The following is a 21,817-nucleotide window of genomic DNA, read 5'->3' as shown; positions in this document are numbered from 1 at the left end:
TCTTAAATCCTGCTTCTATAGTGGCAAGTATACAAATTTTACTCCTGGATCTGAAGTTAGATACTTAGCCTTGAAGAGAAATTTAGGCCTGTGAAGGGTGTTTGGAAAATAATGAGAGTAATGTAAATTGTGGTTGTACTTGAGAGTTCAACTGTGAGTCTGGGGCAAGAGTGTTCTTTAAAACCGATATGGTTTAATTGTATTTTTTGCGGAATACCTATATATACATTCTATCTGTCGTATTTTGCATACTTGCTGCTTGTTTCAAAGATGAAGTTAGTGTTTGAATTGGTTGCCAGTTAACTTTTCCAATTTCGATCTCATTTAGAAAAAGAATTTTAGATATGATAATAAGGTTTCTTGTTGGTGTCGTAATGGCTTTGATTGCCGGCAATAACTGTTATGCCATAGATGATAGTATTGAAAAAGAAATAAAATCAGCTCTGGTGGAGCTGTCTAATAGTAACGGCTTAATTGGCTCACATTTTGTTGCAGTAGTTGATAAAAAAGGGCTTGATTTTTTTTATGCCTATTCTGAAGATGGCCCTAAAGTTACAGAGAACACGCCTATCTTAATCGCAAGTCACACAAAGTCTTTTACCAGTACTTTGATGGCTATCCTGCATAGCTCGGGCAAGTTGGATTTAGATATACCCATATCATCTTATAAGCTCCAGTTGGGGCTTGAGGGAAAAGTTGATACCAATAAGATCAGTGTTAGAGATTTACTGACCCATACGGCAGGATTTACAAGTATCCAACATACCTTTAAGTCAGCTTTTTTAGGTTATTCCGGTCCAGACGAGCTGTTACATTCATTGAGTGAGAATCTACTTATAGCGCCAGATTACAACTTTAGGTATTCAAATACGGGCCCGATAGTCGCGTCGATGATTGCAGAGAACGTCACTGGAAAAGCTTGGGGAGAGCTTATAGAGAAGTATATAACTGAGCCTCTGGATATGAATTCGACTACGAATAAGGTATCCAAAGTGGAAAATTTTCTTCCATCTATTATCACTTCCAGTGGTGGTAATATCTTTAGTTCAGGACATTTCAAGTCTGATCTAACGATGCACCCCTCAGGAGGCTTGGTTTCGACAGTAAACGATTTGGCGAAATGGCTTCAGGTAAATATAAACAAAGATAGGTCAAATGTATCTAAGATTGATATTTTTGATGAGCTTCATGAAAAGCAGGTAGATCAATCAAAAACCTATTTCACCTATGAACGATCTGGCTACACCTTAGGGTGGGATCTGGCAGAGTATAATGAAGAAACTCTTTTAACGCGGTTTGGAAATTATGGTGGATATAGCATTCATGTATCATTTATGCCAGAAAGAGAGATTGGTGTAATTACATTCACTAATCAGGATGTGGCTTATATCTTACCCCATGTAATAGCTAATTATACGTATAACTCAATTTTAAATAAAGCAAATAGGGGTGCGCTGTTTAAGCAGGAGATGAATCGACTGGAGAAGTCTGTTCGAGGCGAGCTATTGGGAGCTCCAGATCCTGACTTGGTTGTTAGCGCCGAAAATTTCCCAGGAAACTTGCTTGGTACCTATGTGAATAGTAATGGCTGGCCGGAGCAAAAACTCTATATTGAGGGGGATAAAGTGATGGTGAGCTGGGGAGGGCTCAGTGGACCACTGCTAAAAACTGGGGAGGTATACAAGGCGCATTTTGGAGCGCTCCAAAGAGATCTTTCATTTCATTTTCAGGATAAGGGCGTTGTAAAGTCCCAGAATGGATCAGTCGAGTTAATTAAAATATGAGCTAGGCGCTAAAGAGGTGTTCCATGAAAGAAAATACAGATTTTTTTGTCAGTAAATCCTTGGCCTCCTGGGATGAGGCTGGACCTATTCACTGGGAATTAAACAAGGATCTACTTGAAAAAGTCTCCGAGTCTAATTTTAATGTCTTGGAACAAGACTTTGATGGCATGTTGGATGGGCTTGATCTTTCCGGAAAGTCAGTAGTACAAGTTTGCTGCAATAATGCAAAAGATCTTATTTCCATAAAAAAGAAAGGAGCTGGCCGTTGCCTCGGCATTGATGGATCTCAAGCCTTTGTCGATCAGGCCCGGCTTTTGGTAAATGCTTCGGGATGTTCGGGTATAGAGATCGTTTGCTCTAATATCTATGAGCTGCCTGATGAGTATAAAGGCCGTTTTGACTTTGCAGTTATCACGATTGGCGTACTGAACTGGATGCCAGACCTGAAGCGGTTTATGAGTATCTGTGCTTCGCTGCTGAAGCCGGGGGGTTATCTTTTAATGGAAGAAATACATCCGGTTCTAAATATGTATGAAGAAGGTAATCCCTCATACATTGCCATGTCTTATTTCAATCGCGAGCCGCAAAAGGATGATCAAGGATTGGGCTATTTGGATGGCAGAAAATATCAGGCTAAAGAAAATTATAATTTTCATCACACCTTGTCAGATATTTTGATGGCGGCAATTGAAAGTAACCTATCTCTACAGAAGTTTGTTGAGCTGGGGAAGAATGTGGGTAATTGGTGTGGAGATTTGGAAAACTCTGAGTGTGTCCCACCAATGGCAATGCTGGTTTGTTGGAAAAAGGGCTTATAGATTTTGACGTTAGCCAAGGTCCTTAGCTAAAGAGCCTGTAGAAATAGGCTAAGAAAAGCGGGTTGCCCATAAAAAATGAGTCTTAAGTTCCTTGTTTTTCTTATCTGCACAAACAATATTCCTCCAAGCAGTGAGAGTTCAATGTTTTAACGGGCTTGCCTTCGTTGGCCACTTGGTGCTCTGTAGATTACTTGGTTAGTAGCACTCGTATTGAGATTCCCAACTTATTATGGTGAGGCTAAGCGAGCCGCGTTGACTAAGCATTCGAATGATTCTTATATTTAAATGAATCAACTTAATAAACCGTTAACAATACTGGGTGTTCTCTTCATCCCTATGGAGGTGCCGGTAATCCAGGGGGAGGAGGTTGTCGCACGAATCGCTCAGTTAGTCGCAGTTCCAGGCCACAGAGGCGGTAGAATTGGCCGGCACAGGTCAAGAGAGGGTAGAATCCCGCTCTTAAAACTATTACAAGACCCTTTTTTACGAGGAGATAGCAAATGCGTCAGACAATGATCGCACTAGCCGTAGCCGCATCCCTAGCGGTTGTGGGCGGTTGTGGTGAAAAGGCAAAGCAGGCTGAGGTAGCTAAAGACACTGTGAAAGCCGAAGAGTCCATGGCTGTAACTCCAGAGCACGCCAGTAACATGCTGCTGGCAGAGTGGACTGGTCCCTTTGGTGGTGTACCTGCGTTTGACAAGATGAAGCTGGAAGATCTCAAGCCCGCAATTGAAAAAGGTATTGAGATAAGCCTTACCGAGCTGGATGCGATCGCTTCAGATTCCACTAAGCCAACCTTTGCTAACACCATTGTGCCGATGGAGCGCAGTGGCGCAGAGCTGGACCGCGCAACGGCCTACTATGGAATCTGGGCTGCGAATATGTCTTCACCAGAGTTCCGCAAAGTTCAGCAAGAGCTGGCACCGATCTGGGCTGATTACGAGTCCAAAATTTACCAGAACAAAGACTTGTTTAAGCGTATCAAGGCGATCTACGACCAGCGCGACGCGATGGACCTGGATGCCGAACAGAAGCGTGTGGTTGAGCTGATCTACACCCAGTTCTCTACCAATGGTGCCACCCTGGAGGGTGAGGCCAAGGAGCGCTATGCAGAAATCAACAAGCGCCTGGCTGAGCTTTACACCAAGTTTTCCAACAATGTTCTGGCAGATGAGGAAGGCTACGATATCTTCCTGAGCAAAGATCAGTTGAGCGGCCTGCCGGAATCCTTCGTTGCAGCGGCGGCAGCTCTGGCGGAAGAGAAGGGCGAGAAGGGCAAGTACGCAATTACCAATACCCGCTCCTCCATGGACCCATTCCTCACTTACTCCGACAACCGTGAGTTGCGCAAGCAAGTGTGGACCAACTACTACAGCCGTGGCGACAATGGCGATGAGCGCGATAATAACGCCATCATTGCTGAGATCCTGAAGTTGCGTGATGAGCGTGTGGGCCTGCAGGGCTTTGACAACTACGCTGAGTGGCGCCTGCAAGACCGTATGGCGAAAACCCCTGAGCGCGCCATGGAGCTGATGGAAGCGGTATGGCCAGCAGCGGTTGCTCGCGTAAAAGAAGAAGTCGCTGATATGCAGGCGGTGGCAGATGCCGAGAAAGCCAATATCACTATTGAGCCCTGGGACTATCGTTACTACGCCGAGAAGGTTCGCAAAGCCAAGTACGACCTGAACTCCGATGAAGTGAAGCAGTACCTGCAGCTAGATAACCTGCGTGAAGCCATGTTCTACGTGGCTGGTGAGCTGTTCAACTTCAAGTTCACCCCGGTAAAAGAAGGTTCTGTACCGGTATTCCACGAAGATGTAAAAGTCTGGGAAGTCACTGACAAGACCAGTGGCGACCATATCGGCCTCTGGTACCTGGACCCATTTGCCCGTGCTGGTAAGCGTTCCGGTGCCTGGGCAACCATGTATCGTGACCATTCCACCTTTGATGGCAAGAAGAACGTCCTGTCTTCTAACAACTCCAACTTTATCAAGGGCGCACCGGGTGAGCCTGTGCTGGTGAGCTGGGACGATGCGGAAACCTTCTTCCACGAGTTTGGCCACGCGCTGCACTTCCTCGCTTCTAACGTGACCTACCCGACCCTGAACAGCGGCGTTCGCGACTACACCGAGTTCCAATCCCAGCTGCTGGAGCGCTGGTTGTCTACCGATGCGGTCATCGATAACTACCTGGTGCACTACAAGACTGGCGAGCCTATTCCTGCGGATCTGGTGAAGAAGATTAAGAAAGCCGCCAAGTTCAACTCTGGTTTTGCCACCACTGAGTACCTGGCCTCTGCGCTGATTGATATGAAGTTCCACACTGCCGATCCTGAGGGTATCGACCCAGATAAGTTTGAGCGTGAAACTCTGGACAAGCTGGGCATGCCGAACGAGCTGGTCATGCGCCACCGCACCCCGCACTTTGGCCATATCTTCTCTGGTGAAGGTTATGCAGCCAGCTACTACGGTTACATGTGGGCCGACGTGCTGACTTCCGACGCCTCTGAGGCCTTCTCCGAGTCTAAAGGTGGCTTCTACGACAAAGAAGTAGCGGCCAAGCTGGTGAAACACCTGTTTGCACCGCGTAATGCTGTAGACCCCGCAGATGCTTACCGTGCTTTCCGTGGTCGTGATGCCAATATCGAAGCGCTGATGCGCGATCGTGGCTTCCCGATCCCGGAGAAGAAAGGGAGCACCGTTGCTTCTAAGAACTGATCGTTTAGTTTAACCATTAGTTCGAAAAGGCCGCATCGACTGATGCGGCCTTTTTTTATCCAGTAATATTTTGAATTAGTATCATTACCTATAGTAAGAGTATTTAATTGTACCTTTACCGGTGTACCGATGGCTTCAGGCTGGGTGGATTGAAGGAGAGTAGGGGGGATAAGGCGGTTTATAAGTGCTGCTGCAGCATTTTTACTAATGACTTAAATTTTTAATTTTTTCATGATCGCTAAAAATATAAGTTAATCCAGTATGGGGGTCTATATATCCCTGCTTAGGTTCTATGTGTTGAAGAAAAGCGCTTGTTTTGGTGAGGCTTAATAGGATATGGCGTGGGTTGTTTGGGTCGCCCTCAAGATGGTAGTTTTCAATTTTGCAGCAGACTCCAAAAGTTTCCTTAAGGTATTCGAATGATAATCGCCACTTGTCAATTGGATATTCATGTGCTGGAAAGTTAAAGGGCACACTGACAAACGCCCGACCTGAAACCTTGAGAATTCGCAATAGTTCGTTAATCACTCTCCAATAATGCTCAGTATGCTCAAGAAGCTCGGCGCAGATAATATAATCAACGGATTCCGCTTCATAAATATCTTTTAGGTTTTCTGCATTGGCGACGATATTGAATCCATAGTCTTCGATATCGACAAGGTCATACCTTGTGTTTATGGCCTGTAAGTGCTTAAAGAGCTTATTGGTAACAGCTACACCCAGTGTTTCGCCTTGCCCTGAGCCCAATAGAACCACGTGAGAGCTTGCTGGTATCTTATTCCACTCCCGATTTAAGAAATAATTTCTAATAGCTGGAACGCCAAAATAATCGTAGTCTACTTCAGTGTCTTCATCGGATTTGATCCAAGGGACAGAGATCTCCTTAAATTGGCCCTTCTCTAAGGAGAAGATGGAATTTTTATTGTCCTGGGATTTTAACTTAAAATGAAACTTTTTAAGTAATTCAAAGATCCTGGTGTTGGTTTTAGTGCGCCTTACTAGAATTTCCACTTCCTTAGAATATTTGAACCACTTTTTTAGCAATTCATTTAGAATCTTTCCTTCAAAATCGCCAAAACTGATCATACTGCAAGAAATGGTGCCATTGTTGACAATGGATGCTGGCCCATTAGTGATTACTGTAAATGCAGCCTGTATCCCAAGGGATTCTCCTCCATCTTTAACAGAAACAGAATAAACCCTCCCTCCAGATTCGACTATTGCTTGTATATAAGCGATTGACTCCTCAATTGAGGATAGTTGTCGTGGGTTAAAGTTTAATCGATTTGTTCTAAAGAACAGCTCAGCAATTCTGGAAAATTCTTCTTCATTGGTTGGGGAGCCAATTTGTATTGAGCGATTTCTTGAGTATAGAAAGTCTTTGTCAGATTTATCAAAGTGAGCTCTGGCATCAAAAAAATTGAGTGCGTGACGATACTTTTTGTATCGGTCTTTGATGCTCCTTTCGGTGGAGATGGGATTTTTAAGGTATGGGTTCTCTTGAAGTAAATGCCATTTTTTGAAATCCAGCACATATAGGTCTGGAAATATAGCCTGCGCATCACTTCTTTCCAGTGGGTTATCATCTATAAAGACTGTATGGGAGGCCTTAAGAGAGAGCTGTTGAAATAGCGCGTGTATATTGTCTGTTTTAAGTTGCCAGTTGGCAATAACGGTCAAAAAAATTTCTTTATTGATATTCAGTCTTTGAAATGCCGCCTGCACATCACTCCTATCGTTTTTACTTATTCCGATGATGACAACACCCTTTCTGTAGAGATCGACAAGATAATGATAGTAATCAGAATTAAGGCGAGGTATTTCTTTTTCTGCAACGGAGCCCTGCCAAAGAGTCCCATCAAAGTCTGTAATTAAATTCTTTATTTCGGCGGATTCGATTTTTTTCATGTGCCAAGCTCTACAAAGAAAAGTAGGCATGTCGACTAATAGGTTAGCGCCATAGGGCAAGTATTGTTTTGGGCGCTGCCTTGTTGCTGATTATGGGGTGGAGTTTCACGATTAAAAGCGATTTCCTCCTTTTTATGTGTAGTTTCGATAAGCAATCAAGCTTAGCATATTTTATATAGATTGCTTTTTATAAGTCTAAAAAGCCGACTGCATAATCAGTTCCAGGTGATCTCGGTTGCTTAGAGGGTAATCTTAAATTGGAAGCTAGTTAATGGAATATGGGTGATCAAATACCATCTTTGAAGCGTTGACCCAGGCCGATATCAACGGTGTTTTGTTAGGCTGTGATCTCCCTATCGAAGTGTTATTTCTTGAAGGTAGCTCCCGATCTAGAAAAAAGATAAGCAGCTTTGCCTCTGGGAATTGACTCTTTTCCTATTGGTAGCTACTGGGCTCTGATTGTTCGCAAGGCGTTAATAGCAGTTGATTATTTATAGGGCCCTTTCCATTTGTTGTCCTGCTTGTAGAGGTGGCCACATGAGAGCAGGTTCTAAAAGCGTGCTTGTAGCAAGTCCTGTCCACTCGCTCGTTTCCCAGTCCCAGCCCCAACCCCAACCCAGCTAGGTCTTTCGCAAGCGGCTGTTGATATTGGGGTGATACTCTAAGTGATTTAAATATTAGATATCAAAATATTACACCCCTAAAAATTTATTTGCTGCCAGTCGTTACCAATTTTCTCCATCGGGGCTTTTTTGGTTAAAAAACATACCAACTTTATATTTCTAAGGGTTTTGTATAGAATTCCGTCCAAAATTTATACTTATGATCCCATTTTCCTCTATCTGGGCCTTCCTGTGATAGTTAGAACAGTGTGAGTCTGTTTATTTCAAAGATCATATTTCCGAAAAAATAATTACAGCACTAAGCAAATGGGTATGGTTGCCAAAGGAGTTGTCAGCCTCTGCTTAGGGCACTGGGTAAGCATAATTCGAAGTCAATTAAGGAGATTTCTGTGTTTGAGAAAAGCAAGCTGCACAGCGCGGTGCTGGCTGCAGGAGCGGCGGTATTGGCCCACCAACCGGTATTTGCTGAGTCCAGGCAAATCGAGGAAGTAACTGTTACGGCGACCAAGCGTGCTGAAAGCGCGCAGGATATCCCGGTAACCGTGCAGGCTCTGGGCGAAGAAAGCTTGAAGGACCTGAATGTCTCTAACTTTGATGACTATATTCGCTTTATGCCCAATGTGACTGCCGGGGGGCGTGGGCCTGGGCAATCTTCTATTTACATTCGCGGTATGGCGACCGAAACCATTGCCACCCAGCTGTCTCAAGCCAACGGAACCGCACCCAATGTTGCGCTCTATCTGGATGAGTCGCCGGTGAGCATTGGTGGCAGGAATTTGGATGTCTATGTCACCGATATTGAGCGTGTTGAAGTTTTGAAAGGCCCGCAGGGCACCCTGTTTGGGGCCAGCTCCCAAGCGGGTACCGTGCGTTTGATCACCAATAAACCGCAGCTGGATGAGTTCGATCTCAGCATAGAAGCGGGGTTGGCGACCACTAAGGATGGGGAGCTGTCCGATAGTTTGGAAACCATGATCAACCTGCCTTTGATTGAGGATAAGCTGGCTGTGCGCGTAGCGGCCTATCAATCCAATGAAGGCGGTTATATCGATAATGTGGCCGGTACTTACACTCCCGATGCCTCAGTTAATCCAGCTTGGGAGGGGCTGCCGGTTGTGAGCGCTTCCAGTGAAGCGCTGGTAGAGGAAGACTTTAACGATTCCAGTTACAAAGGGGTTCGCTTAGGGGTGAACTATGTGATCAGTGATGACTGGTCGCTGCTGGTGCAGCACACTCATCAAGATCTGGAAGCTGATGGGGTGTTTGACCATGACCCGGAAGAAGTTGGCGATCTGGAAGTAAACCGATTCTACGACGATACCCTGGAAGACAGCTTTGATCTGACTAGTTGGACTCTTGAAGGGCGCCTGGCGGCTTTGGATATTGTGTATACCGGTGCCTACCTTGATCGCGAGGTGGAGCAGTCTATGGACTACACCGGCTACAACGATGTGGGTAACTATGCGGCTTACTACACCTGTAATTATGTGGATACTTGCTACGATCCCACAAAAGGCTATGTGGGCTTCATGGAAAATACCCGCACCAGTCACGAGCTGCGTCTGTCTACGCCGCAGGAATACGCTCTGCGCCTTACGGTAGGTGCTTTTTATGAGGATATCGAAATCCTCGACCGGGGCAATTTTGATTATCAGTCCATTTTGGAATTGGGCTTCCCGCAAAACTATCCGCGCGGTTGGTCTCCGGACTCCACTGATCCGGTGAAATCCACTGCGATCGACCCGAACGCTCGCCCGGAAGGTGTAGCTTTCTTTAACGATATTACCCGCAGGGAAGAGCAGCTAGCCTTCTTCGGTGAGCTCACCTATGACATCACCGACCAGCTCAGTGCCACAGTTGGTCTGCGTCACTACGATATCGATGTGGAGCTGCTGGGCTCCGCGAACTCCTCGTTTGGCAATGCAGGCGGTATTGATCTGGATATGTATGGCGATAACCTGGACTCCAAGTGGCAGGAGACCGGTATTGATGTCCCCATGAATGAGAGTGATGTCATTACCAAATTCACCCTCAGCTATAGACCTACAGATAATGTAATGCTCTATGCAACCTACTCGGAGGGTTTCCGCCCGCCCGCTTACAATCGTGGCGGCGGCAATGGCAATGAGACGACAGTAGTACCCTATACCATCAGTACCGATACCGTAGATAACTACGAAGCGGGCTGGAAAACGACTCTCTTGGATCAGAGCCTTCAATTTAACGGTAGCGCTTATTTCGTAGAGTGGAGAGATATTCAAACTGCGGTATTTGATCCCGATGTCTACTTCCTGTTCTATCTCGACAATGCCCTGGATGCGGAAATCCGCGGGCTTGAGATGGATGTGACCTGGCTGCCAACTGATAACCTCCAGCTCATCGGCGCCATGTCTTACAACGATACCGAAATTACCGATGTGCCAGGCAGTGCGGTTAACGTGGCTCCGGAAGGCAGTGAGCTGGCTCTGTCTCCACCTCTGCAGATGAATTTGCGTGCTCGTTACGAGTGGGATCTGGCCAGCTTCGGTGCTTACTGGCAGGCGGGCGTTTCTTATAGCGATGAAGCCTGGAGTTCTATTGTGATCGATCCGAACGACCGCTTTAAACAGGACTCTTACACGACTGTAGATGCGTCATTGGGTCTGCGCGAAGAACATTGGGGTGCAGAGCTCTATGTCGAGAACCTCACCGATGAGCGCGCGGAATTGTTTATCAATACCCTGGATAATTCCAAACGTATCACCACTAATCGCCCGCGTACTGTGGGTTTGCGCGTGTCGTATGACTTCTGAGGGATTGTAAGTCTCTTTAGTGATTAGCCCGATAGCGGGGCGGCTAGATTCCGCTCCGCTGTCGTGGATAAATTATTGGTGAAGTTGCATCAATGCCATTTCATAAATCCTGTTGAGTTCCCCAGCTACGTTGGTGGTCGGAGTAGTGGTAGGCTTTTAGCCTTAGGACTTACGCTGAGTGTAGCGGCTAGTATTTTTACGGCTTAGAGAGAAAAATCTTTTGTCATCGCAGTCTAATTCTTCGCAACCCAAAACTTCTCCGTTACAGAGTGGCCAAACCGAACTCAGTCAAAAAATCCGTAACGCTCTGAAGCAGAAAAGTTTCTCTGCCGCGGCGTCCATGGCAAAAGAGTTGGTGGGGCAATACCCCAACGACATTGAGGGTTACTACCTACTGGCGGTTAGCCTAAGGTATTCGGGTGAGATTGACGGCGCCCTGGCGACCCTTGGGCAATTGTTGGAGCGAGATGGTAGTCATGCTCGAGCGTATCAGGAATGCGGCCATAACTTTTCGGCGCAGGAAAATTTTGCCGAACAGGTACGCGCTTACCGGCGCGCCCTGGAGTTAAACCCGGCACTGTATGCCAGCTGGAAAGGGTTGGCGCTCGGCTTGCGCGCCCAAGGCAAGGAGGCCGATGCCTTACAGGCCTTACAGCAGTTCCAACGATTGCAGAACCTGCCGCCTACACTACTGAGCGCCGCGAGCCTGATGTATGAGAAAAAACTTCATAAGGCCGAACAGCTTTGCCGGAGTTTTTTACAGAAAAACAAGCACCATCCGGAAGCTATGCGCTTGCTGGCGTTGATCGGCGCTGAATTGGGGGTGCTAGATGATGCCGACTTCTTACTTGAAAGCTGCCTGGAGCTGCACCCTGATTTTCACCAGGCGCGCTTCGACTATATCGGTGTGCTGCGCAAGCGGCAGAAGTTTGCTGCGGCGCTGGAACAGGCCCGCCACTTGCGAGCAGGCCAAGGGGGTCGCCAGAGCGATATTCTTTTCGCTACACAAAGCGCCATGGTGGGTGATTATAAGACTGCCTTAGAAATTTATGATCGTGTGGTAGCCGAGGCTCCAGATCTGCACGGGGTGCATTTGCAGCGAGGGCACACTTTAAAAACCGTGGGGGAAGCAGGGCAGGCCATCGAGGCCTATCGGGATGCCTATCGGGCCAAGCCGGACTATGGTGATGCCTATTGGAGTCTGGCCAATATGAAAACCTACCGCTTTACCGATGCCGAAATCGACAGTATGCGGGAGCTGCAGGGCTTGCCAGATATAGCGCGAGACGATCGCTACCACCTCTGTTTTGCATTGGGCAAAGCCCTGGAGGATCGCGCCGATTATTCTGGTTCTTTCTACTGGTATGAACAGGGTAATGCACTCAAGCAACAGGAGTGTCAGTACAGCATCGAACAAAACCGCAGGGATACCGACTTACAAATTGCTCACTGCAACTCCGAGCTTTTTGCCAGGAATGCTTCCTCTGGCTGTGATGCTCCTGACCCCATTTTTATTGTGGGACTGCCCCGAGCAGGATCGACGCTGCTGGAGCAGATTCTCGCCTCGCATCCCCAAGTGGATGGCACTTTTGAATTGCACAATATTATGGCTGCAGTTCAACGCCTAAAGGGGCGTGGTCAAGCTGGCGAGCAGGTACGCTACCCCGCAGTCCTGCATGAATTAAGTGCGGTTCAGCTGAGGCAGATTGGTCAGCGCTATCTGGAAGAGGCCGTTATTCATCGCGGCCAAGCCCCACTGTTTATCGACAAGATGCCGAATAATTTTCGTCATATTGGCTTGATTCAGTTGATTCTGCCGAAAGCAAAAATAATCGATGCCCGTCGCCATCCCATGGCTTGTTGTTTCAGTGGCTTTAAGCAGCTATTTGCGGAAGGGCAGGAGTTCACCTATGGCCTGGAGCAAGTGGGTGAGCACTATCGGGATTATGTGCGCCTGATGGATCACTGGGGCAGGGTGCTACCGGGCAAGGTGCTTCGTGTGCACTATGAATCGGTCGTTGAAGATCTGGAAGGGCAGGTGCGGCGACTCCTGAATTTTTGTGGACTGCCATTTGCCGAAGAGTGCCTGCAGTTTCATCGTACGGATCGCGCCGTTCGTACTCCAAGCGCTGAGCAGGTGCGCCAGCCCATTTACCGCAGTGGCACTGAGCAGTGGAAGCACTTTGAAGCGGACTTGGAACCATTGCGCAAGGTTCTATCTGGCGAGCTGGAACGTTACGGAAAATGGTGAGTGGGAGCTGGGGTTCCCGGTGTACCATCTATTAGCGCCCTTGATGGGTTGACCAGCTTTTCGCTATTTCTTTTTCATATTCCTTCTATCTTACGACAGAATTTGTTGGTGAGCTGATTTCATCAGGTGTGCTTTTTTCGGCCGAGTGGGAAAGTCAAGTGGGGACAGGCCCTTAGGATGGATATCCTAAGGCTCACATAACTTGTCTGCATTTCTGGTTGTGTAATCGTTAAAATCCCCCGAGATTCTGTCGAAATCCTCGTCTCTATTTATAGCCATTATTTCTTTTTAATGGTATTTCTCTCCCAAGGGTTTGGGTTTTCATGTAAACATTTTCCTTGATGGTGCTTGTGAGCATCTGTCAATGCACTTTGAAATAATTTCTTGCAAAAGCAATCTCCGTATTGGCGTTTAGCTTGGCCTTGGAATAGTTAACTGCTTTCGTACCATCTTTTTGGGGTCTAGGTTAATTCCGAATGAATGAGTTCAAGTCAAATTGAATTGTCTGAAATATGGCCCTGTTATTACTGGTTTTGTCTTGCGGGAATGTTTCGTTTCTTGTAAGTGAAATACTCCAGTAATAATCAATTCATAATGAAAAAAAATTCTTCTATTACAGATAATTTTTAAGCCTTCTTTGCTTGATTTTCTATCGACCCAAAAACTTAAAGTCTGTATTCTTGCCGGCGTCGACGTGGTCCATGGAATTTTTTGATTTAGATCAAGTGAGTACGTCGTCTTTCAAAACCTTGAACACCAGATTAGGTTATAAATCCGTAAATTTTCAGAGAAGGAACATGAAAATGAAAAAATTAACCGGTGCAGTGCTGGGGGTTTCCACAAGTTTGGCCTTGATGAGTCAATCGGCCCTGGCTTCAAGTCAGCTAGAGAATCCTAGTATTCCGAGCTTCACTGCAAGTGAATTTGCGCAACTGGAAGAGCAATTCACAGCAAAAAGAATGATGGTCGATGGCAAACTCTATCAGTTAACTGGTGACATGCTGGAGCTGGTTCAACAGGGATCTGAGCAAGTTGGTATCATGTCAGCCTTTGAGCTATCAGCAAATAAATGGCCTGAAGGTATTGTCTACTATGATTTCTATGGGGATGTAACGGCAGAAAACCGCCTACGCTTCCTAGAAGCGACCAAGGTTTGGGAAGAAGTTGCAGACTTAAAGTTTGTGCAACGCACGGATCAAGCTAATTATATCTATGTGCGTAATGGCAGCGAAAACCGCTCTATGGTTGGAATGTCCGGTGGTGGTCAGTTTTTCAGTATGAACAACTGGGATAAGAAGTATATTATTGTTCACGAACTGGGCCACGCAATTGGCATGAGGCATGAACAACAGCGTTCGGATCGGGATCAATATGTGATGATCCTTGAAGAAAATATAAAGCCTGCATATATCTACAACTTTGATATTCGTCAATCACACAATTACAGTGAATATGACTTCCTGTCTGTGATGCACTATCCCTCCAGGGCATATAGCGTTAATGGGGATGCAACGATTGTCCCAAAGAAAGGCTATGAGCAATATGATGGCCTTGTGGGGCAACGTTTCGACCTCGGAGCTGGTGATCAGGTGGGGGCGGCTTCCCACTACGGCGCAGTGAATATCAATATTCCTGATCCGGCATTTAAGTCTTATCTGCTCGCTTATTTTGATAGCGATAAAGACGGTGAAATTAGCAGTTTAGAGGCTGCAAAAGTTGAGAAAATCCAGACTCCTGGGAATGGTGAAATTCAGTCGCTGCAGGGTATCCATCTATTTCGATATCTAAAACATCTAACCGCGGTCAATGAAAACCTGACGGAAATTCCAGGGCTGCCCAAGCGCTTGGAATCCTTAAATTTTTCGGGCAACTATTTGGACGCGGCAAAATTTGAATGGGTATTGGATAAGCCCTTCCTGAAAGATGTGGATGTTACCAATAATCTATTGGATGTTTACTCCTGTGAAATGTTCGCCCTAATTAATGGTGTGATGAAAGGTGGCAATATCCAATACAGTCCGGTTAAAGGTGGTGGCACATTTATTTGTGATGAGGAGGCGGAGCGAACGCTAATTTCGGGTAAACCTAGGGTCGATTTAAGGGCTAAAGGTGAAAAGCTATTCCATATCGATGTCCCTGAAAATGCTCAAAAGTTGACTGTTCAAACAGAAGAGTCGGGAACGGGCGGCGAGATGAATGTTTATGTCGCTTACAACCGTCAGCCCAGTACCACAGATTTTGATTTCAGTTCAGAAAATGCCGGTAACATCGAAAATATACAGATTGCTTCGCCAGAGCAAGGCCGCTGGTATGTACTGTTATCACCGGTCGAGCGTTCTTTTGAAGGTGTCGATTTGACTGCGACTCTGGATTTGGGTGGAGAGCCAGCTAATGAGCTTGTTAATCAACAGCAGATTGCCGGATTGGCTGCGGCTACTGGAGAAGCATTGCATTTTACCCTGACCGTTCCAGAAAATGCTTCTGATCTAAAGTTTGTAATGACTGGCGGCACTGGCGATGCGGATCTTTACGTGCGCTTTGGAGAGAAACCAACAGAATCTGTCTATGATTATCGTCCCTATTTAGGTGGTAATGAAGAGGTCGTCTCAATCGCCAATCCGAAAGCGGGCGTATGGCACGTTATGCTGTTGGGCTATACGGATTTTGAAGATGTTTCTTTAGTGGGCTCTTTCACGGAGTCTACATCTGAGTTCCTATTAACAGGAGAGACAATCGCAGATTTGGATGGTAAGGCGGGTGAGATGCTCACTTTTAAGGTGCAGGTCCCAGAGGGCGCAGCTAAGCTTTCCATTGCGACTGGGCCATCATTTATTGGTTCTCTCGGTGATGCCGACTTGTATATCAAGTATGGCGAACAAGTCTCGGCAACCAATGCGGATTATTACTCTGAAAACTGGAGCAGCCATGAATCTATTGATGTGAATGCGCCTCAAGCAGGTATCTGGCATGTGGCTGTTTATGGTTACACTGACTTTGAAAATCTCTGGTTAAGTGTTGATTACTAACACCTAGCAGGTAGTTAGTTTATGGGTAATGGAGTGCTTCAATTTAAAATAACTCCATTGCCCGTTTTCAATTTTTTTGAATGCTGCTTTACTTTGAGTTCACTTTGAGTTATTAAAAACTTGCCGTGCAAACACTCAAGTCTGACTACACTTAAGTCGGTTAAGCGAGAGAAAGACAAAGCTTATCTCTTACTTCCATAAGGGCAAAACCTAAAAGGTTGAGACCTTTCCAGGTGTTCGGATCTTGTGCTTTAGGACTGTCTTGCGCCAAGCCAATTCCCCAAATTTTATCGACAGGGCTGGCCTCTATTAAGACCCTGTTCTCTGTATTGAGCAGGAATTCCTTTAGTTCAATATTTTGGGAGAACTTGGCAAGGTTGGCATTAACCACTATATCGAATCGCTTTTTCTCCCAGATCTTCTGGTTAAAACCAACAACCTGCCGACCTATGCTCTTCGCCTCGCCCGGATTGGATGAAGCCAAAACTTTCTTACATGCGTTGCTATCCCCAAATAGTTTGGCCTTGTGATACATCATGTAGTGTTCGGCTGTAATAAAATGATTTCCTTCTTCTTCGAATTTGGAATCGTACCATTGGCTAAAGCAGCTCTTAGAGACTTGCTTACCTTTTTCTTGATGCCCCCAAAAGAAGAGGTATTTGACCTTGTTTCCTTTGTTTACGAAGTCGATTAGTTGATCTCTTGACTTAATATTCATTTTATCTTTAGCTTCTGACTTTTGGATTTCACTTACCAGGTTGTAAGTGCAGTGAGTTGGCCAGTTAACTACAGTGACTCACCTTTTACTGGAATATTGTATGCAACCTGGGGTTTGATGGGTCCCAGATTGCATACTTATTAATAGAGCTTTAAAAAAGCACCGAGCGATTTATAAAGAGATAATAGTGGCAAGCCAATTATAAATTTCGCTGATAAACCTTTTCTCCCTCAACCCAAGTCTGCAAAACTTGTACCTGCCAGATCTCTTGTGGATCTATTTCAAAAATATTCTTATCAATCAGGATAAAATCGGCAAATTTACCGGGTTGTAGATTGCCGATTACTTTCTCCTGATGGCTGGCGTAGGCAGCGTCCAGGGTAAATGCGCGCAGAGCCTGTTCTAAAGTCATTGCTTCTTCGGTGCGCCAGCCTTTGCTGGGATTGCCCTGGCGATCGCGACGGGTCACTGCGGCGTGAAGGCCAAACAGGGGATTGGCGGGTTCAACCGGGAAGTCGGAGCCGGCGGCTATTGGTGTGCCCTGGTTGAGAAGTGTTTGCCAGGCGTAGGCGCCGATCAGGCGTTTATCACCAAGGCGGTCACCCGCCATATTTTTGTCGCTAGTGGCGTGGGTGGGCTGCATGGAGGCTATTAGATGGAGTTGGGCAAAGCGAGGGATATCCTTTGCTTCAATGACCTGCGCATGCTCTACGCGGTGACGATATTCTTGCTGGCTTTTCTTTTTATTCAAGGTTTCAAGATGATCGAGCACTATATGGTTGGCTCTATCGCCAATCGCATGTACGTTCACCTGGAAATTATTATCAGTTGCCAGCTTGAGTAGAGATAGCATTTTGCTCTCTGGATAGAGCAGTAGACCATTTTCCTGAGGGCGGTCGTGATAGGGTTCCAGCAACGCCGCGCCACGGCTACCCAGGGCGCCATCGGCAGATAATTTAATGCTGCGCATATAGAGTCGCGCTTCGGGGTTGCCGATATGGCCAGCTTTCAGCAACTTGGCATAGTTGTGGCTATCGACTGACAGCATCGGGTACACCCGCATCGGGATGGCATTTTCCTCGGCCAACTCCCGATAGGCTTTGAGAGTTTGCTCCTTGATACCCGCATCGTGCACACTGGTCAGCCCCAAAGAAAGCGTTGTAGCAAAGGCATTCTGTAGGGATTTTTTCTCTTGGGTCAGAGTGGGAGAGGGGACTGCCTTTTGTAACAGGCTCATGGCATTGTCAATTAAGATTCCTGTAGGCTCGCCCTTGCTATCGCGCAGAATGTCACCGCCCTCGGGGGCCTGGGTACTCTTGTCGATACCGGCAAGAAGTAGAGCCTTCGAGTTGGCCCAGCCTGCGTGGCCGTCAACCCGGCGCAACCAGATGGGGTGATCGATCTCCAGGGCATCCAGTTGCTTCCGGCTGGGGAATTGCTTGCCGGGCCAGGTAACCTGGTTCCAGCCGCGCCCGAGCAGCCATTGGCCTGGTTCCAGCCTCTCAGCATGGCGCTTTATCGCCGCGAGGGAACCTTCCAGAGACTGGTCGCGCAGATCCAGTAACTCATTGAGTTGCCCCAGGCCTAACATATGTCCGTGAGCATCAATCAGGCCGGGTAGCAGAGTCTTGCCTTTGGCATCCACTCTCTCGGCATCGGGATACTTTTTATCCAGTTCGGCAATATTGCCAGTTCCCAGCACCTTGCCCTGGTCGAAGGCCATGGCAGAGAACTGAATAAGCGCTTTATCCGTAGTTTGATAGCCTGAGAAGTTGTGGATGAGTGTTACTGCCTGAGAGCTGATAGAAGTGGCGGTGAGTAGTGTCACCGCCAGAGCTTGGGCTAGACGCATGGTGGAGTGCCTTGTTGTTCTCGTCGTCGACCATTCTATGGTGGCTTCATACCCCCTGAAAAGTAGATTAAAAGATTGCTGGTTTAATGAGTGCAGGAGTAGGGGGCTGTTTACTGATCGGGCTCTATACGAAGTAAATGGCCCTGGGGTCCATCGGTGATGATATAGAGATTGCCATCTGCTCCGATTTCAGCATCGCGAACCCGCTCACCGATAACAATTCTTCTCTCAACATTCAGCGGATCCCCTTGCGGATTGATTACCCGCAGGTCTTGGGTGACCAAGCCAGCGGAAAGGAGGTGTCCACGCCACTGTGGAAATTCTGTGCCGGTATAAACTGTGAGACCGCCGGGGGCATGGGTATCAATCCAGGCAAGGAAAGGAGAGGTAAATTCTGGGCTGGCAATTTTGAAAGAGATGTTGGACCCATCTCGATAATCCCTACCAAAGGTTACTCTGGGCCAGCCGTAGTTAGCCCCTTTTTGGACTTGGTTTAATTCGTCTCCAGCTGCAGGACCATGCTCTGAGGACCAGATAACCTGGCTTTCAGGATCGATAGCAAGCCCCTGAGGATTGCGGTGGCCAAAACTCCAAATCTCTGGGAGAGCGCCTTTGGTATTTACAAAGGGGTTGTCATCAGGTACTGAACCATCAGATTTAATACGGATTATTGAGCCAAAGTGTGTTTGTAGATTTTGACCCTGCTCACGGGCAAAGACGTCGAGAAAATCCTGTGGGGGATTACCGCCGTCCCCAATACTGGCCAGCAGGGTACCGTCAGGGAGAAAGGCAAATCTCGAACCAAAATGCGCGCTATTCTTTTTACCTTGAGCTGCCTTGAATATCTCTTGAAAGTCAACCAGCTGGCCACTTTGCCATTTTCCTCTGCCAATAGTTAGGCGGTTACTTTCGGTATTGCCACTAGCGTAACTGAAATACAGTAGCTGGTCTCTGTTAAAGTTCGGGCTGGCAATTACATCCAGAAGCCCTCCCTGTCCCTCAAAGAAAACCTGCGCTGGAAAATCTATCGCCTCGGAAAGGGTATTGTTGGTTATAGTGCGTAGCTTACCATCTCGTTGAGTGATGATTAGAGAGCCGTCAGGGAGCAAGGTTATACCCCATGGGTATGGAATAGGGCCTGCGACCTTACTAATCTTAATTTTGTCGATTACGGGGATCGCGCCCCGGGATAGAAAAGTATCAGCGAGGCTTGTAGCAGGGATGACTGCGCAAATGAACGCTAATAATATTGTATAAAAAGAGATCCTTCTCACTTTGGGTGATCCTTGAGGTAGGTGGGTGTGCCTAACAGTATAACAGTAGGGTTATTGACAACAACGTCGCTTTTCCAAGTGCAATAGGCACTCTCCACGTTTTATACAGAGTCTCTTTCTTAGTGGTGTCTGAGCCATCTTGATAGGTTTGATAATCAAGTCGGCTAATAAATTAGTTAGGTTTTAAGTAGGCTAATAAGCCCTCACAGCCCGTTAGGGGCATTAATTGCTGAGATAGAAATTACGAGTTGATCGACTCTCTATATTTTAGGTTTCAAGTAAAACTATTTTAATACTCTGGTTTTAGAGGCAGCTATTGAGTTTTGCGGTTGCTTTTATATTCGCCACCTGTCTTACTCCAATTCCGAACCTTTTGGCAACTGCGGATCGAGATTCGCCATTATACAGAGCGCATAAGATCTCACGATTGCGAGCCTGAATATCAATTTGTCGTGAAGTAGGCAGGGTTAGATAGGTGCCGCCATAAGAGTTACTAAGGGTTTGCAGTGATTGGATGGGCAGTATATCAACCAGCTTGCTCCTAGCTGGATATTTAGGGATGTAAACATCCTGCCCCCCAAAAGATGTAACCAGAATATACATATCAGCGTAACCAATCAGCTCGATAAGTTCCTGCATCAGATCCGGTAGTTTCTTATGATCAATCTCAACATTGTGATTGCGATTTTTGTTACCTTGCTGCATATCATCGTCCCTGTAAGATAAAGCATGCAGCGAGAGTACGATTAACGATATCATTTGGCGTAGAGTGAAACGTTTCCCAGTGCGTTAAGCTATGGGTTTGTGATCTTTTTTGTGATGGGGTTAGCGAATTTTTCGCTGTGTGGGGAGGTGTTGACACACTAGAAGGTAACGCTTGGTAGCATACTCCTATAAAAATCCTGAAAAGTTAAGGAGTAAATCCTGCAGATGATTTTTTGATGGCTGGTAGGTGATTGGCTGTGTAATAGTATTTTTTAAGGACTGCCTCCAGTAGGGGTTCGCTAGGGGGTATGGGAAATATTATTCATGTGTGTAACACTGTTTATTAATTTGGTTGATTTTATAGGTTAATCGGTGATGTATGTCGATCAAGATTAATGATTGATACGTTTGAGTCTTTATTAATAGTTTTCTTTCGGGAATTTTAATTGGTGGGAGGTCGTTAGTAAGCACGATCCTGATGAAAGAGCCGCAATGGTAGGTGGCTTAGATGTAATTATTCATCGAATAGAATATGTTCGCCTCTCATGATAATTCTTTTGCAGGCCCAGTTTTTATTTTTTCTTAACTGAGATGCAAGCTGACTTTGGATTAGGGCGTGGTCATGGCGTTCGACATATTCTGCTGGGGCTTGCCCTGATTGCTGTGCTCCTACGCTGTAACAAAGGGCAGCAAATTGTGAGTAAAATAGGCCTGGATTTCTCCCATTCTAGGAAAAGTTGTAGCAATTCTATCATCGATGGTGGAGGTGGTAGGAGAGTCTCTGTTAGGGTTGAGTGCAGATTTAACTGCCGCGATTAAATCATACTTCAATGCGTTTCTTTATTCATTTTTAGCTTCAAGTTTTGTTTCGAATATAGTATTGGCAAAGCTGACTGCATGGTTGATAACGTCTTCATTTTTGCACTTAAACACTATTTAATCAGCGTTTTTTCATAGGTGATAATGAGATTCCCTCACCAATGGCTTCAATTGGATAGCCCTCATCATCAATGCAAATGGCAGCATGTTCCTATTCTCAGTCAACAATTTTTGTATCGGACCAAAATTTTACACTGGCCGTAATGGCTTGGCCTATTTGGATTATATTTCCAATTTCCAGTTTGGATGCGCAGTTTTTAAAAACCATGTCGCCTCTTTCGAGTTCCGCTATATCGTTGTTTGAGTTAGAGATAAGGATCGGTATTTTTTTATTCCTTGGTAGGTAGTTGAGGTTGTATTTTTCATTTGATATCTGTTTGTATATATAGAGAAAATCTTCCTGGGTGAATTTTTAAGTGGTTAACTTGTGGTTATTTGGTTTGGTGTAGATGTTTGCCTTCTAAGGGAGG

Annotated in this window: 11 protein-coding genes; 6 read left to right on the top strand and 5 right to left on the bottom strand. The window is 46.2% G+C overall.

The features are described 5' to 3' along the window. Positions 1-374: 374 nt before the first annotated feature. The 3 genes from ACJJID_RS09690 to ACJJID_RS09680 all read left to right on the top strand — a co-directional run bounded on the left by ACJJID_RS09690 (position 375) and on the right by ACJJID_RS09680 (position 5,319). Complete coding sequence (locus ACJJID_RS09690; RefSeq protein ID WP_444922550.1) at positions 375-1,784, top strand: serine hydrolase domain-containing protein; 1,410 nt, start codon at positions 375-377, stop codon at positions 1,782-1,784. 23 nt (positions 1,785-1,807) lie between these two features. Then, positions 1,808-2,602, top strand: a complete 795-nt coding sequence (locus tag ACJJID_RS09685) for a class I SAM-dependent methyltransferase (RefSeq protein ID WP_444922549.1) — start codon at positions 1,808-1,810, stop codon at positions 2,600-2,602. A gap of 500 nt (positions 2,603-3,102) precedes the next feature. After that, positions 3,103-5,319, top strand: a complete 2,217-nt coding sequence (locus ACJJID_RS09680) for a M3 family metallopeptidase (protein ID WP_444922548.1) — start codon at positions 3,103-3,105, stop codon at positions 5,317-5,319. A gap of 204 nt (positions 5,320-5,523) precedes the next feature. On the opposite strand, the gene ACJJID_RS09675 is transcribed toward ACJJID_RS09680, so the two are convergent. Next, positions 5,524-7,227, bottom strand: a complete 1,704-nt coding sequence (locus ACJJID_RS09675; RefSeq protein ID WP_444922547.1) for an HAD-IIIC family phosphatase — start codon at positions 7,225-7,227, stop codon at positions 5,524-5,526. Positions 7,228-8,239: 1,012 nt separating this feature from the next. Here ACJJID_RS09675 and ACJJID_RS09670 point away from each other — a divergent pair. The 3 genes from ACJJID_RS09670 to ACJJID_RS09660 all read left to right on the top strand — a co-directional run bounded on the left by ACJJID_RS09670 (position 8,240) and on the right by ACJJID_RS09660 (position 15,919). After that, the gene (locus ACJJID_RS09670; protein WP_444922546.1) at positions 8,240-10,642 is read left to right on the top strand and encodes a TonB-dependent receptor; all 2,403 of its coding nucleotides are present in this window, start codon (positions 8,240-8,242) and stop codon (positions 10,640-10,642) included. Positions 10,643-10,982: 340 nt separating this feature from the next. Then, entirely contained in the window at positions 10,983-12,893 is a 1,911-nt protein-coding gene (locus tag ACJJID_RS09665; protein ID WP_444922545.1) for a sulfotransferase, read from the top strand. 803 nt (positions 12,894-13,696) lie between these two features. Beyond that, a complete protein-coding gene (locus tag ACJJID_RS09660; RefSeq protein WP_444922544.1) occupies positions 13,697-15,919 on the top strand; it encodes a pre-peptidase C-terminal domain-containing protein in 2,223 nt (740 codons plus the stop codon). A gap of 160 nt (positions 15,920-16,079) precedes the next feature. On the opposite strand, the gene ACJJID_RS09655 is transcribed toward ACJJID_RS09660, so the two are convergent. The 4 genes from ACJJID_RS09655 to ACJJID_RS09640 all read right to left on the bottom strand — a co-directional run bounded on the left by ACJJID_RS09655 (position 16,080) and on the right by ACJJID_RS09640 (position 20,468). Next, the gene (locus tag ACJJID_RS09655; RefSeq protein WP_444922543.1) at positions 16,080-16,637 is read right to left on the bottom strand and encodes an NADAR family protein; all 558 of its coding nucleotides are present in this window, start codon (positions 16,635-16,637) and stop codon (positions 16,080-16,082) included. Between the two features lie 199 nt (positions 16,638-16,836). Further along, positions 16,837-18,489 carry an amidohydrolase gene (locus ACJJID_RS09650; RefSeq protein WP_444922542.1) on the bottom strand — a complete coding sequence of 551 codons (1,653 nt, stop codon included), beginning with the start codon at positions 18,487-18,489 and terminating at the stop codon, positions 16,837-16,839. Between the two features lie 110 nt (positions 18,490-18,599). Further along, positions 18,600-19,763, bottom strand: a complete 1,164-nt coding sequence (locus tag ACJJID_RS09645; protein ID WP_444922541.1) for a PQQ-dependent sugar dehydrogenase — start codon at positions 19,761-19,763, stop codon at positions 18,600-18,602. Positions 19,764-20,066: 303 nt separating this feature from the next. Further along, on the bottom strand, positions 20,067-20,468 hold the full coding sequence (locus ACJJID_RS09640; RefSeq protein ID WP_444922540.1) for a hypothetical protein: 402 nt from the start codon (positions 20,466-20,468) through the stop codon (positions 20,067-20,069). Between the last annotated feature and the right edge of the window lie 1,349 nt (positions 20,469-21,817).

This window comes from Microbulbifer sp. CnH-101-G (assembly GCF_052466775.1).
The sequence above is the reverse complement of the archived record's forward strand: the minus strand, read 5'-3'. Positions and strand labels throughout refer to the sequence as shown.